Source organism: Brevundimonas sp. 'scallop' (genome assembly GCF_011045535.1).
Taxonomy (GTDB): Bacteria; Pseudomonadota; Alphaproteobacteria; order Caulobacterales; family Caulobacteraceae; genus Brevundimonas; species Brevundimonas vesicularis.
The window spans coordinates 2,091,866-2,107,114 of record NZ_CP039382.1 but is presented as its reverse complement, the minus strand read 5'-3'; the positions used below and the strand labels follow the sequence as shown (position 1 = coordinate 2,107,114).

General features: G+C 66.8%; 16 protein-coding genes. 9 read left to right on the top strand and 7 right to left on the bottom strand.

The genetic code is table 11. The features are described from left to right. Positions 1-384: 384 nt before the first annotated feature. Positions 385-1,560, top strand: coding sequence for an N-acetylmuramoyl-L-alanine amidase (locus tag E4341_RS10545; protein ID WP_205751275.1), 1,176 nt, complete (start codon positions 385-387; stop codon positions 1,558-1,560). A 39-nt stretch (positions 1,561-1,599) separates the two neighbouring features. Next, positions 1,600-2,277 (top strand): SDR family oxidoreductase, encoded by a 678-nt coding sequence (locus tag E4341_RS10540; RefSeq protein ID WP_165117160.1) that lies wholly within the window; start codon positions 1,600-1,602, stop codon positions 2,275-2,277. A 4-nt stretch (positions 2,278-2,281) separates the two neighbouring features. On the opposite strand, the gene E4341_RS10535 is transcribed toward E4341_RS10540, so the two are convergent. After that, positions 2,282-2,950, bottom strand: a complete 669-nt coding sequence (locus E4341_RS10535) for a J domain-containing protein (RefSeq protein ID WP_017506027.1) — start codon at positions 2,948-2,950, stop codon at positions 2,282-2,284. 45 nt (positions 2,951-2,995) lie between these two features. On the opposite strand from E4341_RS10535, the gene E4341_RS10530 reads away from it, so the two are divergent. From E4341_RS10530 to E4341_RS10500, 7 genes are all read left to right on the top strand, one after another. Beyond that, complete coding sequence (locus tag E4341_RS10530; protein ID WP_165117158.1) at positions 2,996-3,292, top strand: BolA family transcriptional regulator; 297 nt, start codon at positions 2,996-2,998, stop codon at positions 3,290-3,292. Between the two features lie 80 nt (positions 3,293-3,372). Beyond that, positions 3,373-5,190 carry a response regulator gene (locus tag E4341_RS10525; RefSeq protein ID WP_165117156.1) on the top strand — a complete coding sequence of 606 codons (1,818 nt, stop codon included), beginning with the start codon at positions 3,373-3,375 and terminating at the stop codon, positions 5,188-5,190. A 124-nt stretch (positions 5,191-5,314) separates the two neighbouring features. Beyond that, a complete protein-coding gene (locus E4341_RS10520) occupies positions 5,315-5,809 on the top strand; it encodes an RcnB family protein (protein ID WP_165117154.1) in 495 nt (164 codons plus the stop codon). Positions 5,810-5,907: 98 nt separating this feature from the next. Further along, positions 5,908-7,596, top strand: coding sequence for a cisplatin damage response ATP-dependent DNA ligase (locus E4341_RS10515; RefSeq protein WP_165117152.1), 1,689 nt, complete (start codon positions 5,908-5,910; stop codon positions 7,594-7,596). 52 nt (positions 7,597-7,648) lie between these two features. Continuing rightward, complete coding sequence (locus tag E4341_RS10510) at positions 7,649-8,602, top strand: mechanosensitive ion channel family protein (RefSeq protein ID WP_165117150.1); 954 nt, start codon at positions 7,649-7,651, stop codon at positions 8,600-8,602. Then, complete coding sequence (locus E4341_RS10505; protein ID WP_165117148.1) at positions 8,602-9,618, top strand: low specificity L-threonine aldolase; 1,017 nt, start codon at positions 8,602-8,604, stop codon at positions 9,616-9,618. Before E4341_RS10510 ends, E4341_RS10505 begins: the two co-directional genes overlap by 1 nt. A 74-nt stretch (positions 9,619-9,692) precedes the next feature. Continuing rightward, positions 9,693-11,579, top strand: coding sequence for an ABC transporter ATP-binding protein/permease (locus E4341_RS10500; RefSeq protein WP_165117146.1), 1,887 nt, complete (start codon positions 9,693-9,695; stop codon positions 11,577-11,579). On the opposite strand, the gene E4341_RS10495 is transcribed toward E4341_RS10500, so the two are convergent. The 6 genes from E4341_RS10495 to E4341_RS10470 all read right to left on the bottom strand — a co-directional run bounded on the left by E4341_RS10495 (position 11,564) and on the right by E4341_RS10470 (position 15,173). Further along, on the bottom strand, positions 11,564-12,043 hold the full coding sequence (locus E4341_RS10495; protein ID WP_045811695.1) for a hypothetical protein: 480 nt from the start codon (positions 12,041-12,043) through the stop codon (positions 11,564-11,566). The genes E4341_RS10500 and E4341_RS10495 overlap by 16 nt on opposite strands. Then, positions 12,040-12,591 carry a PleD family two-component system response regulator gene (locus E4341_RS10490; RefSeq protein WP_039247653.1) on the bottom strand — a complete coding sequence of 184 codons (552 nt, stop codon included), beginning with the start codon at positions 12,589-12,591 and terminating at the stop codon, positions 12,040-12,042. Before E4341_RS10490 ends, E4341_RS10495 begins: the two co-directional genes overlap by 4 nt. Before the next feature lie 135 nt (positions 12,592-12,726). Continuing rightward, positions 12,727-13,674: an acetyl-CoA carboxylase carboxyltransferase subunit alpha gene (locus E4341_RS10485; RefSeq protein ID WP_165117144.1), complete on the bottom strand. Its 948-nt coding sequence runs from the start codon at positions 13,672-13,674 to the stop codon at positions 12,727-12,729. A gap of 89 nt (positions 13,675-13,763) precedes the next feature. Beyond that, a complete protein-coding gene (locus tag E4341_RS10480; protein WP_066551252.1) occupies positions 13,764-13,958 on the bottom strand; it encodes a type II toxin-antitoxin system HicA family toxin in 195 nt (64 codons plus the stop codon). An 82-nt stretch (positions 13,959-14,040) separates the two neighbouring features. Next, on the bottom strand, positions 14,041-14,265 hold the full coding sequence (locus E4341_RS10475) for a DUF1902 domain-containing protein (protein WP_066551253.1): 225 nt from the start codon (positions 14,263-14,265) through the stop codon (positions 14,041-14,043). A gap of 17 nt (positions 14,266-14,282) precedes the next feature. Further along, a complete protein-coding gene (locus E4341_RS10470) occupies positions 14,283-15,173 on the bottom strand; it encodes a tyrosine recombinase (protein ID WP_240893669.1) in 891 nt (296 codons plus the stop codon). Positions 15,174-15,249: the final 76 nt, after the last annotated feature.

Sequence of the window (15,249 nt, the reverse complement as noted above, 5' to 3'; positions counted from 1 at the left end):
GGCTTGATCAAGCCGTTGGGGAACGCAGGCGGAAAGGCCCATTAAGTCGTCGGTCCTGAACCGGGCGCGCCAATCCCTTGGGAAGGCCGCGTCCCTGGTCCGCTCTTCGAACCATCGGCCAGGCCGGGGCGGTTCTAGGATTGGTGAAAGTCAACGCCGCGAGGAGGGCGCGCCAAGATTCGCAGAGGCGAAATCGGCGCGATCGGTTCGCGAGCGGTCACAGCATAGTCATGCAACGGGAGAATTAAAAGGCGCTCGCCTTAACCCCCTGAATACGAGCCTCTGTCATGATGGGGGTCAAGTAGGCTTAAACCGGGTTCGCCGACGCAGATGAGCGGTCGCGTTTTGACAGGTCTGATGCGCTGGGGCGCGAAGGAGTGGGCGATGACCGCCCTGGCCTTCGTGGTCATCTGCATGGTCGGTCTGTCCGCAACGCGCGGTTTCGCCTGGGGCGCGCAGGGCGATGTGCTGGCGGTGCGCTTCGGCGCCGATGGCGATCGGACCCGCGTCGTCATCGATCTGGACAAGACGGCGCAAGGACGCGTCATCGACGCGGGCGGCGAAGGCCGGGTGGTGCTGGCCCTCAGCGGTGTTGCGCCAGGGCGTGGTCTGAACGGTGGCGGTTCGGGTCTGGTGCGCTCCTATGAGGTTACTTCGTCCGGCGGTTCGTCGCGGGTTCAGCTGGAACTGGCGCGCGGCAGCGAGATCGAACGGCGCTTCCTGCTGCCGCCCGGCGACGGCGTCAGCCATTATCGTTATGTCGTCGATCTGAAGGCGACAGGAGCCGCCGCGCGCGCCTCGACCACGCCGGCGCCGCGCGCCAGCGCACCACCGCGTCGCGCCGAACGCCCCCTGATCGTCATCGACGCCGGCCATGGCGGCAATGATCCGGGCGCCAGCGGCGCGAGCGCGCAGGAAAAGCAGGTCACCCTTGCCGCCGCCCTGGCGTTGAAGGCCGAGCTTGAGAAGAACGGCCGCTATCGCGTGCGCCTGACCCGGACCGACGACCGCTACGTCGATCTCTATCGCCGTGTTTCCATCGCGCGTCAGGCCGACGCGGATCTGTTCATTTCCTTGCACGCTGACGCCGGCGCCGATCCGGCGCTGCGCGGGGCCAGCGTCTATACCTTGTCGGAGCAGGGCGCGGGCCGGGCCGTGCGCGAGTTCACGCGCGGCGACAACTGGCACCGCGAGCTGCATCTGCCGGGGCGCGATCCGTCGGTTGATCGCATCCTGCTCGACATGACTCAGCGCGCGACCCAGAACCGCTCGGCCCAGTTCGCGCGGGTCTTGCTGACCCACCTGGAGGGATCGGACCATCCTCTGCTTCGCCGCAGCCATCGCGATGCGGGCCTGGCTGTCCTCCTGGCACCCGACGTGCCGGCCGTGCTGCTGGAAATGGGCTTCATCACAAACCCCGAGGACGAGCGGCTTCTGACCGACGAGCGCGCGCGCCGTCGCCTGATGAAGTCGGTGGCGGACGGGATTGATCGCTATTTCCGCGAACCGTCGAGCCCGATGATGGCCGCCACGAACAGCCAGGCCGCTGGTCAGCCCTGATCCGGCGCAACCAAGCCGGCCGTCGCCGGTTTTCGGACCATGAAAAAAGCGATTGTAACGGGCGGATCGGGCCTGATCGGAACGGGCGTCTGTAAGGCCTTGCTGGCCAACGGATGGGAAGTCGCCTCCTTCGACCTGAAGCCAGGAGAGGGCGAAGCGCGTCATATCGACTGCGATTTGGGCGATGAGGACTCGGTCAAACAAGCGTTTGAGACGCTGGGGTGGTCGTCGCTGGATCTGCTGGTCAACAACGGGGGCATCGCCGATCCGGTGAACGGCCCGCTGGCTGAGCTGTCGCTGGCGGACTGGCGCAACATCATCGACAGCCATCTGACCGGCGCCTTCCTGATGAGCCGCGCCGCCATTCCTCTGCTGAACGAGGGCGGGGCCGTCGTGAACATGATCTCGACCCGCGCCTTCATGTCCGAGCCGCACACCGAGGCCTATGCGGCGTCCAAGGGCGCGCTGTTCGCCCTGACCCACGCCCTGGCGATCAGCGAAGGCCCTCGGATCCGCGTCAACGCCATTGCGCCCGGCTGGATTTCGGATGGCGAGGATCTGCGTCCTGTCGATCACGAACAGCACCCGGTCGGCCGCGTCGGCCGCGCGGAGGATATCGCAGGGGCCGTGCTCTATCTCGCCGAAGCGGGCTTCGTCACTGGGCAGGTGCTGACCGTGGACGGCGGCATGACGCGCAAGATGATCTACGCCGAATAGGCCGTCAGGCCAGGCCGGCCTTTTTCAGTGTCTTCCAGGCCTTGATGACGCGTTGCAGCTTGGCCTCGGCGCTGCGGTCGCCGCTGTTGGTATCGGGGTGAAACCGCTTCAGCAGCTCGTGATACTGAGCCTTGATCTTCGCCTTGTCGGCGCCCGGATCCAGATCGAGGTCGGCGAGGGCGGCGCGTTCCAGCTTGCCGATGCGGCGGTCCTCGGTCGCGGATTGCGGCGCCTGATCGCCCTTGCGCCCAAACAGGCCGAAGCTGTCGCGCCATGAGCCGGCGCCGGTGGTGTTCGAGGTGCCCATCTTGGCGGCGAAGGCGGCCGCCTCGCGCGTGAACTTGCCGGCCTGCATCTCCCAGGTCGGGCGCCCGCCGGTCATGGCCTCGTTTTCCTGAGCGGCGCGGATCTGGCCTTCGCTCATGCCGGCGTAGAAGTTCCAGCCCTTGTTGTACTCGCCGGCGTGCGGCTGGCAGAATTCGTAGAAGTCGTTCAGCCGTTCGCGCGACTTGGGCGCCTTGGCCGCAGCAGCCCGGCGACAGTCGGGCCACTGGCAAGGCTTTTCGCCAGGCTTGAGGTGCAGGACGTCGGCCTTCGCCGCCTCTTCCTCGGGCTTGGGCGGCTTCACCCGAATGTCTGTGAAGCGCGGCTTGTATTGAAAGGAGGCGGACATCAGCCGAAGTGTAAGCCCGATTGGGACAGCATCAAGGAATCGATCATGTCTGAAGGCCCGGTGGCGACGATTATTCGTGCAAAACTGACGGCAGGGCTGTCGCCCGAGCGTCTTGAGGTCGAGGACGACAGCTGGCGCCACGCCGGACATCATCATGAAGGCGGAATGGACGCCAAGCCTGGCGGAGAAAGCCACTTCAATCTGGTGATCGTGTCCGCCGCTTTCCAGGGGCAATCGCGGCTGGCGCGACAACGCGCGGTGAACGCCCTGTTGAAGGACGAAATGGCCGGACCGGTCCACGCTCTTTCGATCAAGGCGCTGACGCCAGAGGAGGCAGGCTGAGCGAAAGAACTGCGTTCACATCGTCTTAGAACCTTCGTCTTAGCGTCATCCAACCAAACAGAACGTGGGGATCTGGGCTTATGGTGGAATCCGATGGCGTCGTGAAGGCGCTCGAAGGCGAACAACGCGCCGGAGACGCGGCCCAGGCGCTGACCGCCATCCTGCAGACGCAGTATCTCCGCTACATGATCATCGCCTCGTGGGGCGTAGGTCTTCTCGGCACGGTGGGCCTGTGGCCGGCGCTATTGTGGTTCGGCGGCACCCTGGCGGCCGGGTCGCTGCGGGGAATCGTCGAACATCGTCTGAGCCATCGCGTCGGCACCAACTGGGGCGTGATTTTCCCGATCGTGGCCACGGTGACGACCGGCGCCTGGGCCATCGCGCCTCTGATGGCCTGGTTCTCGCCCACCGAGTTCGGACGCCCCCTGGCCCTCGCCCTGCTAATTTCTGGCTATGTGCTGGTCTTCGCCCAGCTTCGCAGCTCGCCGCGTCAGGCCCTGATCATCTCTTCGCCCTACGGTGCGGCCGCGACGATCATTCTGTTCAGCCTGTGGGGCACCAACGCCTTCTGGTCGATGCTGGCGGTCCTGCCGTTCACGGCGGCGGGTCTGTTCGTGCTGGTGACCATGACCCTGCTGCGAGAAGACCGCATCCGGGCGTTCCAGTCGCACCAGGCGCATCTGATCGAGGAGCTGGAAGCGGCCCGCGACAAGGCCAACGCCGCCAATGACGCCAAGTCGAACTTCCTGGGCGTGATCTCGCACGAGCTGCGCACCCCGATGAACGGCGTGCTGGGCGCGGCCCAACTGCTCAGCGCGACGCGACTGGAGACGACGCAGCGCGAATATCTGTCGATCATCCGCAACTCCGGCGACAATCTGTTGTCGCTGCTGAACGACATCCTCGACATGACCAAGATCGAGGCCGGCAAGATGAACTTCGAGGTCGTCGATGTCGCTGTCGACGGTCTGAACAAGCGCATCACCGGCCCCTTCGAAGCCCAGGCCGAAGCCAAGGGCCTGACGTTCGTCACGACCGTGGAAGGCGACATCCCGACGGTGGTGCGCGGCGATCCGCTGCGCGTCTGCCAGGTGGTGCAGAACCTGTTGTCCAATGCGGTCAAGTTCACCGAGGCCGGCGAGATCCACTATCTCGTGCGCGGACACCGCGTGTCGGATCAGCGCGTGCGGTTCGAGTTTGTCGTCCAGGACAGCGGCGCAGGCATTGCGGCGGCCGATCTGGAGCGGTTGTTCATGCCCTTCACCCAGGTCGACACCTCGTCCACGCGGCGCTTTGGCGGGACGGGTCTGGGCCTGACCATCGCGCGACGCATGGCCAATATCATGGGCGGCGACATCACCGTGACGTCCAAGCTCGCCGAGGGCTCTTGCTTCACCCTGGAAATCGAGGCCGAGGTCGTGGAATGGGCCAAGCCCGTCGCGGCGGCCGAGGTTCATGCCGAGATCGAGGGCGGCGAATCGCTGCGCGTCCTGGTGGTCGAGGATCACCCTGTGAACCGCATGATCCTGGAGGCCTGGATGAGCTCTGCCAGCCACGTCACCTCGACGGCCGAGAACGGCCAGGTCGCGGTGGATATCGCCAAGGATCAACAGTTCGACCTGATCATCATGGATGTGAATATGCCGGTCATGGATGGACTGACCGCGACACGCATGATCCGCGAAGGCGGCCAGAACGCCGGCACCCCCATTGTGGTCCTGTCTGCCTCGGCGCGTCATGAGGATCATGAGGCGGGGCTTCAGGCCGGCGCCGACGCCTATCTGAACAAGCCGATCGATTTCGGCGCTTTGGCCGCTCTGATGGGTCGCGTCAGCGGCGGTCGCGACGCGGTCGCGCAGATGGCGCTGCCATCGTCTGAGGCCTCCGTCGCCGCCTGATTGCGGCGATCCTGTGTTCCCGACATGAACCTAGCCCGAGGACGCCGGTTCAGGCGCGCCTCAGTCGCCGTGCTCCATAACTGCACCCAAGCCGATGATCTTCGGCGCAGATGGAGACACGATCATGAAGAAGATCCTGACCACCGCAATCGCTTCGGTCATGGCCGCCGGCGCGCTGGGCGCCGCTGGCGCAGCCTCGGCTCAGCCCGTACCGCCGCACGGCCCGCATGGTCCCGCCGCTCGTCACGGTCCGGGTCCTGACCACTACGATCGTCGGGACTATCGCCAGGATCGCCGCGACTACCGCCGCGAACTGCGCGAGGATCGTCGCGACTATCGCGAGCAGCGACGCGCCTATGAACGCTGGCAGCGTGCGGAACGTCGCTACAACGCCCCGCGCTATGTCCCGCCGCGCGGCTATGCGGTTCGGACCTGGAGCTATGGTCAACGGATGCCGTCCTACTACCGCACCAATGCCTATGTGGTGAATGACTACAACCGCTATGGCCTGCGCGCGCCGCCCCGTGGCTACCAATATGTCCGAAGCGGTAATGACGTGGTGCTGGCCGCCGTCGCCGGTGGTTTGATCACCGCCGTGATCGCCGGCCTGTTCAACTGATCCGTCAAGGATTTGAGATGCGCCCCGGAGGGAAACCTCCGGGGCGTTTTTCGTTCTGAAGAGGACGGCGACGCTTCCGGCGCCCAAGATGGATGACGATGCGCGCCTTCGCCGAGCTTCTGGACCGCCTGTCCCTGACGGCTTCGCGCAATGCGAAGCTGGTCCTGGTGCGCGACTATCTGAGAGCGACGCCCGATCCGGATCGGGGTTGGGCGCTGGCGGCCCTGACCGGCGACCTGACGTTCGACGCGGCCAAGCCGGCCATGATCCGAAAGGCGGTCGAAGGCCGGGTCGACAGCGTGCTGTTCGGCTGGTCCTACGACTATGTGGGCGATCTGGCTGAGACGGTGGCCCTGATCTGGCCGGTGACGCCGGACCATCGGCCAAACCGCGAGCCCGAATTGGCCGAGGTCGTGGAGGCGCTACGGACCGCGACGCGGACGGAGGTGCGCGGTCTTCTGGAAGGCTGGCTCGATGCGCTGGAGCCGAAAGGGCGCTGGGCGCTGCTGAAGCTGATGACCGGGGCCTTGCGCGTGGGGCTGTCGGCGCGGCTGGCCAAGACGGCGGCGGCGATGATGCGCCCGGATGCGGTGATGGCGCCGCCTTCGCCGGACGGCGACGAGGCGCAGATGACGCTGGAGGCGCTCGACGCCTCCGCCATCGAGGAGGTCTGGCACGCGGTCGAGCCGCCCTACGCCGATCTGTTCGCCTGGCTGGAGGGCAGGGCGGAGCGGCCCAGCCCGGATGCGCCCGGCCGGTTCCGACCCGTCATGCTGGCCGTCGCCATCGATGAAGCGGTCGATCTGCCCAAACTGTCGCCGGCCGACTATGCGGCCGAATGGAAGTGGGACGGCATCCGGGTGCAGGCAGTGCTGGAGGGCGAGGTCCGCAAACTCTATTCCCGCACCGGCGACGAGATTTCGGGCTCCTTTCCCGATGTGATGGACGCCCTGGCGTTCGAAGGCGCGATCGATGGCGAGCTGATCGTCTGGCGCGACGGGGCGGTCGCGCCGTTCGGAGACCTGCAGCAGCGGCTGAATCGCAAGTCGGTCGACGCCAAGGCGATGCAGGCCTTTCCGGCGGCGGTCGTCGCCTATGACCTGCTGGCCCAGGACGGCGAGGATCTGCGCAGCCTGCCGCTGCGCGAGCGTCGGGCGCGCCTGGAGGCCCTGGTCAATGGTCATTCCGGCGAGCGACTGCATCTGTCGCCGGTCGTCGATTATGCGGATTGGGATCAGTTGGCGCGGTTGCGCGCCGATCCGCCGGTTGGGGCGGCGGCCGAGGGGCTGATGCTGAAACGCTGGGACAGCCCCTATCTGGCGGGGCGACCCAAGGGGCCGTGGTTCAAATGGAAGCGTGACCCGCACGTCATCGACGCCGTCCTGATGTACGCCCAGCGGGGCCACGGCAAACGCTCGAGCTTCTATTCCGACTACACCTTCGGCGTCTGGACGCCGGAAGGCGCGCTGACGCCGGTGGGCAAGGCCTATTTCGGCTTCACCGACGAAGAGTTGAAGCAGCTCGACAAGTTCGTGCGCGATCACACCATCGACCGGTTCGGGCCGGTGCGGTCGGTACGGGCCGAACGGGATTTCGGCCTGGTGCTGGAGATCGCCTTCGAGGGGCTGAATCGCTCGACGCGGCACAAGTCCGGCGTGGCCATGCGCTTTCCGCGCATCAGCCGCATCCGCTGGGACAAGCCGGCGCGAGAGGCCAACACCATCGACGATGTGATGGACCTGCTGGACGCCATTGAAAGCGGCGGCGGGCGCATCGCAAAGGCCTGAAATCGGGCTTTCGGGGGTTTCAATCGTCGCGTCAGGCGTTAGACCCGACCTCATGTCTCTGCCTCTTTCCAACGAAGTCGCCGACGCGGTGGCCGCGGGCCGCAAGGCCGTTTCGATCGATGCCGCCGTGATCGCCAAGCTGACCGACATGGCGGGTGATTTCGCGATCAACCTGACGATCGCCATCCTGATCTTCGTCCTCACCGTCTTTGCGGCGAAATGGGCGGCGCGGGCGGCGCGCAATACCCTGTCGCGGGTCAAGGGCTTCCGCCACGATCCAACGGTCTTGAGCTTCGCGGTCCAGGTGGTGCGGGTGGTGGTCTTCATCATCGGCATGATCGCCGTGCTGCAGCGGCTGGGCGTCCAGACGACCTCGATCATCGCCGTGCTGGGCGCGGCGTCCTTGGCGGTGGGCCTGGCGTTGCAGGGCACGCTGTCAAACGTGGCGTCGGGGATCATGCTGCTGGTGCTGCGGCCCTACCGGGTCGGCGACGTGGTCGATGTCGGCGGGATGAGCGGCACGGTGCAGCGACTGGACCTGTTCACGACCCAGCTGTCCAACGCCAACAACCACAAGATTGTCATTCCGAACTCCAAGGTCCTGAGCGACCCGCTGACCAACTTGACCGGCCAGCAGACGCGCCGGATCGAGATCAACTTCACGGTCGGATATGGCGACGATCTGAACCAGGCGCGCTGCGTGCTGGCGGATATGGCCGCCGCACACGACAAGGTGCTGCACGATCCCCATCCGTGGACTGGCGTTACGGGCCTGCTGGACAGCTCGGTGCAGGTGACGCTGCACGCCTGGGTGAAGGTCGGCGACTGGTGGCAGACCCAGGCCGATCTGATGCAGGGCGGCAAGGAGGCGCTGGACGCCGCCGGGATCGAGATTCCGTTCCCGCATCAGGTCGCCGTGCCCTATGGCGATGAGGATGTGGTCCCGGTCGTGCGCGTCCGCACGGTCGAAGACGATACGGCCGATTTGAAGGCGACGAACCGTTGATGCGTTACGATTTCGGCTCCGACAACACCGCCGGCATGGCGCTGAGCGCCATCGAAGGCCTGGTGCGCGCCAACAAGGGATTCGCGCGCGCCTATGGCGCAGACGAGGTCACCGGCCGCGCCGCCGACCAGATCCGCCAGCGTCTGGATGCCGACGCCGAGGTGCGTTTTGTATTCAGTGGGACGGCGGCCAACGCCATCGCCCTGTCGATGCTGGCCCAACCCTATGAGGCGGTGCTGGCTCACCATGCGGCGCACATCTGCACCGACGAGACGGGCGCGCCAGGCTTCTTCGGTCACGGCGTCGGCCTGATCGGGCTGCCGGGGTTCTCGGGCAAGATCGATCCATTGGCGCTCCAGGCGCAGTTGGGCGAACCCGAAGTCGGGCATCGTCAGCCGCCCGCCGCCCTGTCGCTGACACAGGCCACCGAATATGGCTCGGTTTATACCGAGGAAGAACTGCGCCACCTGATCGAACCGGCCAAGGCGCTGGGCTACGGCGTTCACATGGACGGAGCGCGCCTGACCAATGCGGTCGCCGCCGGTTTCGACCTGAAGGACATTCCTCGCCTGGGCGTGGACGTGCTGGTGTTCGGCGGGGCCAAGGCGGGCGCGAACTGCGCCGAGGCGATCGTACTGTTCGACAAAGGCCTGGCGCGGCGACTGGACAACCGTCTGAAACAGGCGGGCCAGACGTCGTCCAAGACGCGTCTGCTGTCGGGTCCGATGCTGGGTTTGTTGGAAAGCGGCGATTGGGAGTCGGGCGGCGCCCACGCCAATCTGATGGCGCAGCGACTGGCGGCCGGCATCGCGGGGCGGTCGCCCTTCGTCCTGGCCCATCCGGTGGAGGCGAACGCCGTCTTCGTGCGGATGCCGCCAGAGGCGCACGCCCGCCTGAACGAAATGGGTTGGGCCTGCTACGCCTTCGATGATGGCTCGGTGCGCTTTGTCTGTTCGTGGGCGACGCAGCAAGCGGCCGTGGACGAGTTGATCGAGGCGGTCGCCGGTCTGGGCTGAGCGACGAATCCCCGCTTGCGCGCCAGCGTGGCCTTTCCCCGGTCGCATTGGCTTTCCATATGCGGATCATGGCGATGCGAGGCGAACGCTCCGGCGGCAGGCGTGACCCGATGGTCAAGGCGCAGCAGGCAGGGAGCCCACAGGACAAGACGGACGGACCCCCGACGCTGACGGCGCTGGCGGACCTTGCGCGGCTGGTGGCTAGATCCGGCGCGCCGCACCTGAAACTGCGGCTGATCTCGGCCATTCTGCTGACGCTGGCGGGCAAGGGGCTGGGCGTTCTGGCGCCGCTGGTGCTGGGCGCGGCGGTCAACCGTCTGGCGGCGGGGCAGGGTGCGGCGACCGCCGTCGGCCTGGGCTTTGCAGCCTTCGCCATCGGCTGGGCCCTCGTGCGGTTTCTATCGGCGGCCTCGCCCCTGGTTTCGGACGTGGTGTTCGCGCCGGTGCGCGCCGCCGCCCAGCGCGCGACGGCGGCCGAGGCCTTCGCCCATGCGCTGAGCCTGTCGCTGGACTTCCACCAGACCAAACGCTCGGGCGCCCTGTCGCGGACGATGGACCGGGGATCGCGCGCGGTGGACTTCCTGCTGCGTATCCTGGCCTTCAACCTGGTCCCGACCGGGGTTGAGCTGGTGCTGGCGGCCGCGGTGCTGGGCGCGAAGTACGACTGGCGTTTCGCCGCCGTCGCGGTAGTTGTGGTCGTCATCTACACCGCCGCCACCTTCGCCATGTCCAACTGGCGGCTGGAGCATCGCCGGATCATGAATGCGGCCGACTCCGAGGCCGCCGGCGTCTCGGTCGACGCCTTGCTGAACTATGAGACGGTCAAGTCGTTCGGGGCCGAGACGCGCGCGGCCCAGACCTATGACCGGGCGCTGGGCGACTATGCCGAGGCGTCGCTGAAGGCCAACAGTTCGCTGAATATGCTGAACGGGATGCAGGCCCTGGTGATGAACCTGGGCCTGGGCGTCATGGCGGTGATGGCCGGGTCCGAGGCCGCGGCCGGAAGGATGGGGCCGGGCGACGTGACAGCGGCGGTGCTGATCATGATCTCGCTGTATGCGCCGCTGAACATCCTGGGCTTCGCCTATCGGGAAATCCGTCAGTCCTTCATCGACATGGAGGAGATGCTGAAGGTGACGCGACAGACGCCGCAGGTCGCGGATGCGCCGAACGCCGTCGCCCTGCCGCGGCCGGTCGATGCGCGCGGGGCGTCGGTGACGTTCGAGGGCGTCGGCTTCCGCCACGACGCGCGGGCCAATGGGCTGGAGGACGTCAGCTTTCACGCCGCGCCGGGCACGACGACGGCGCTGGTCGGGCCCTCTGGCGCGGGCAAGTCCACCATCGTCAAACTGGCGCTGCGCCTGCTCGATCCACAGGAAGGGCGCGTGCTGATCGACGGCCATGATGCGCGCGAGGTGACCCAAGCTTCGCTGCGGTCGGCGGTGGCGCTGGTCCCGCAAGACGTGGCGCTTTTCAACGACACCCTGGCCGCCAACATCGCCTTCGCCCGGCCAGAGGCGGATGAGGCGCAGGTGTGGGCGGCCGCGGAGGCGGCGGAACTGGCCGACTTTATTCGCGGCTTGCCGGACGGCATGCAGACCAAGGTCGGCGAACGGGGGCTGAAGCTGTCGGGCGGCGAACGCCAGCGGGTGGGCATCGCCCGCGCCCTGCTGGCCGATCCGTGCATCCTGATCCTGGACGAGGCCACCAGCGCCCTGGACAGCCGCACCGAGGCTGCGATCCAGAAAACCCTGCGCAAGGCCAGGAATGGCCGCACGACCCTGGTGGTCGCACACCGGCTATCGACCGTGGCGGACGCGGACCAGATTCTGGTGCTGAAGGCCGGGCGGATCGTCGAACGCGGCGGTCACCACGAACTGGTAGCCCGACAGGGCGGGGAGTATGCGGCGCTGTGGCGCAAACAGACGCGCGGCGGCAAGACGCCTCAGATGGCCGACTGATCGGCGGTCGGCAGCTTCTTTCTCAGAACCTCATGCAGGTTCGTCAGGATGGCGGTCCGCGCGGCCTGCTCTTGCGGCGGCAGCGCCAGCAACAGCTTCATCGCCTGGGCATGGACCGTGGCGATGCGCCAGTCGAAACCGCCCTGACGCGGCGCGGCGTCCAGCAGGTCGCATAGGCCCTTGGCCGCCGTGCACAGGTCGTCCATCTCGAACGGGCTGGCCGCATCGATGATCTGGCTTGAGGCGGAATAGGCCAGATCCAGCCGCATGGGCTCGATCAGGTTCGGATCGGGCTTGGCCAGCAGGGCCGCGATATTGTCGCCGATGATGGCGCGGGCCTGATCCTGAAGTCCGTCCAGATTGGCGCGGGCCTGGGCCAGGGCGACCCCGACGCTGACACCGCCGGGGCGATCCAGCATCTCTGCCAGGCGAGACTTGCGCTGAGTGTGGGTGATGACGGTCATAGGGCCAGACTCTCCATCCCCTTCGCCTTGCGAATCATGTCGGCGCGGCGTTCCACGCCTTCATAGCCGGTGTGTCGGAACCGGCGATCCGGGCCCAGATAGTCGCCGACCTCCAGGAAGGGCCGGCTGTCGCGCGCCACCCACAGGATGCGCTCCAGCAGAAGCGCCGGGCTGAAGGGCTTGGTGACGACGAAGTTGGCGCCGCAGTCCCGCGCCTCGGCGACGCGCCCGCGACGAATGTGGCTGGCGGTCATGATGACGGGGGTGAAGGCGTTGGGATTGGGGCCGGAGCGGCGCAGCCAGCGCACCAGTTCGAACCCGTCGATGTCGGGCATGTCGGTGTCGACGACCAGCAGATCGACGGGTTTGTCGGTCAGCAGCTTCTTGGCTTCCATGCCCGTGCCGCACGCATAGGTCGGGCGGATGCCGAAACCGGTCAGGGCGTTGGACGTCAGGGTCAGCGAAAACGGAGAATCGTCGACGATCATCGTGATCGCGCCGGCCAGGTTGAAGACGGCGCTTTCACGCAGGGACTCGCCGCCGCTCATGGCGCAAAGGCCCCAGTCTGTCGCGCCGCTGAACTCATGGCCGGTCGCAAACCCCGATGCCCCTGAACGAAGCGCCGAGCTTGGCAGACGAGGGTGGATGCTGCGTTAACGCTGGTCGGCCAAAGCGGCCAGGCGTCAGAGGGCGCCGATGGCGTAAAAGCGATCCGCGCGGCGCTTCTTGATCTGCTGGGGCGTCAGGCCGTCGAAGCCCTTCAGCTCTTCGGCCAGCACGTCGCCGACATTGGCCATGGCCGCGTCGCGATCGGTATGGGCGCCGCCGACAGGCTCTTCGATCAGGCGATCAACGATCTTCAGCTGCATCAGGTCCGGGCCGGTGATCTTCATCGCCATGGCCGCATCCTTGGCCCGCGCGCCGTCGCGCCACAGGATGCCGGCGGCGCCCTCGGGCGAGATGACCGAATAGATCGAGTGTTCCAGCATCAGCACGCGGCTGGCCGCCGCGATGGCGATGGCGCCGCCCGAGCCGCCTTCGCCAGTGATGGTGGCGATGGAGGGCACGCGCAGGGTCAGGCAACGCTCGGTCGAGCGGGCGATGGCCTCGGCCTGGCCGCGCTCCTCGGCGCCCAGGCCCGGATAGGCGCCGGCGGTGTCGATGAAGCTGAGGACCGGCAGGCCGAACTGTTCGGCCATGTCCATCAGGCGCACCGCCTTGCGATAGCCCTCAGGCCGGGCCATGCCGAAGTTGTGGGTGATGCGGGTCGCGGTGTCGTGGCCCTTTTCGTGGCCCATGATGACGACGGGTCGGCCGCGGAACCGGGCCAGACCGCCCAGGATGGCTTGGTCGTCGCCGAACTGACGGTCGCCGTGCAGTTCGTTCCAGTCGGTGAACAGGCTCTGGACGTAATCGATGAAGTGCGGGCGCTGCGGATGGCGCGCGACCTGGGTCTTCATCCAGGGGTCGAGGCCGGCGTAAGTCTTCTTGCGCAGCTGCTCGGCCTTTTTGCGCAGGCCCTCGATCTCATGGTCGATGTCGCCCGAGGTGTCGGCCAGCAGCGACAGCTCGTCGATCTTGGCTTCCAGATCGGCGATCGGCTTTTCGAAGTCGAGATAGTGCGTGGCCATCAAGGCGTCCGGGAACTGCAAACGGGCAAAGCGCCCTTGGGGAAGGCGCGCGAACCTAGAGAGGTCAACGCCGCCGGGCAAGCGGGGGTTCAGAACGCTTTGGGCAAACCGGCCTGTTTGAGGACGGTGTTGGCGGTGTGGCGGCTCTTCGAGCGCGGCACGATGACGGCGTGCGGCTGGTTCGGGTGTCGCCATTTTTCGTGACTGCCCTTGGCGTTGACGACACGACGCCAGCCGGCGGCGGAGAGGAGGGCGGTCAGTTCGGGGTAGAAGTCCTTGGGCATTTTGTGTCTGCGACCTCAGTGGCTAGGTCTTATCAGACCACCATTTGGCCTACAGCGCGGGGCGGTTCGAATAGCCAAGTATCTATGCCGCGATGACGTCAAACCCGCCCACTGCTTCAAAGCGAACGGGAACTTCGCCGTGGATTCCGAGATTTTCCGCCAGAAGCTCAGGCGCGAAATGGCGCGCGAGGTTCTCGAACTCTCCGAGCGTCGCCGTTTCCAGCACCAGCCCAACAATGTTCGACTCGCTGCACCAGACCCCTGCCTCGGGATCCCAGATCGCCTTGACGTAGAACTCTTCAGCCATAGCCGGAATATGCGCTGTCAGTCGTCGCGCGCCAAGGGGTGGTTTTGTTGGACGACCTGGGCCAGGCGATCGGTGGCGACGTGGGTGTAGATCTGGGTCGTGGCGATATCGACATGGCCCAGCAGGGTCTGAACGACGCGCAGATCGGCGCCGCCTTCGAGCAGGTGGGTGGCGAAGGCGTGTCGCAGGACGTGGGGGCTGACGCGGGCCGGGTCGATGCCGGCCGTGATCGCGGCCTCGTCCAGCAGTTGGGCGAAACGCCGCGGGGTCAGATGGCCGGTGCGGCCGGAGGAGGGGAACAGCCAGGGGCTGTCCGGCGTCTTGGGCTTGCGACCATCCTTGCCCTTCAGTTTAGCGTCGCGGGCGGTCAGCCAGGCCTTGATTGCCTCGCGGGCGGCGGAATTCAGAGGCGCGAGCCGTTCCTTGCCGCCCTTGCCGCGCACGATCAGATAGGCGGGATCGCGACGGACGGCCTCGACCTTGAGCCCCAGCAGTTCCGACACCCGCAGGCCGGAGGCGTAGGCCATCTCGACCAGGGCGACCAGGCGCAGACCCGCCGCCGCGTCACGGGCGGCCGAGGCGGCCAGAAGGGCGTCGATCTCGGCGCGCCTTAACACCTTCGGCAGGGACCGGCCCTGTTTGGGCGCATCGAGGCGGCGGGACGGGTCATCGGCGCGCCAGCCCTCGGCCAGGGCGAAGCGGTAGAACTGCCGCGCCGAAGAGCGACGCCGTGCGGCGGTGGCGGCGGACAGGCCGCGCCGCGACAAGTCGGCGAACCAGGCCTCGACCGCCTCGGCGTCGGCCTTCATCAGGCCACCGGCGTCCGACAGCGCCGTCTCGGCGTCGGCCAGATCGCGGCCATAGGCGGACAGGGTGTGGGGCGAGGCGTCGCGTTCGACCGCCATCATCTCCAGAAAGGCCTCGATCTGGGGCGTCAAAGAGCGAACCTGCCGTCGAACGGATGGCGCAAGGTCAGGCTTGGTG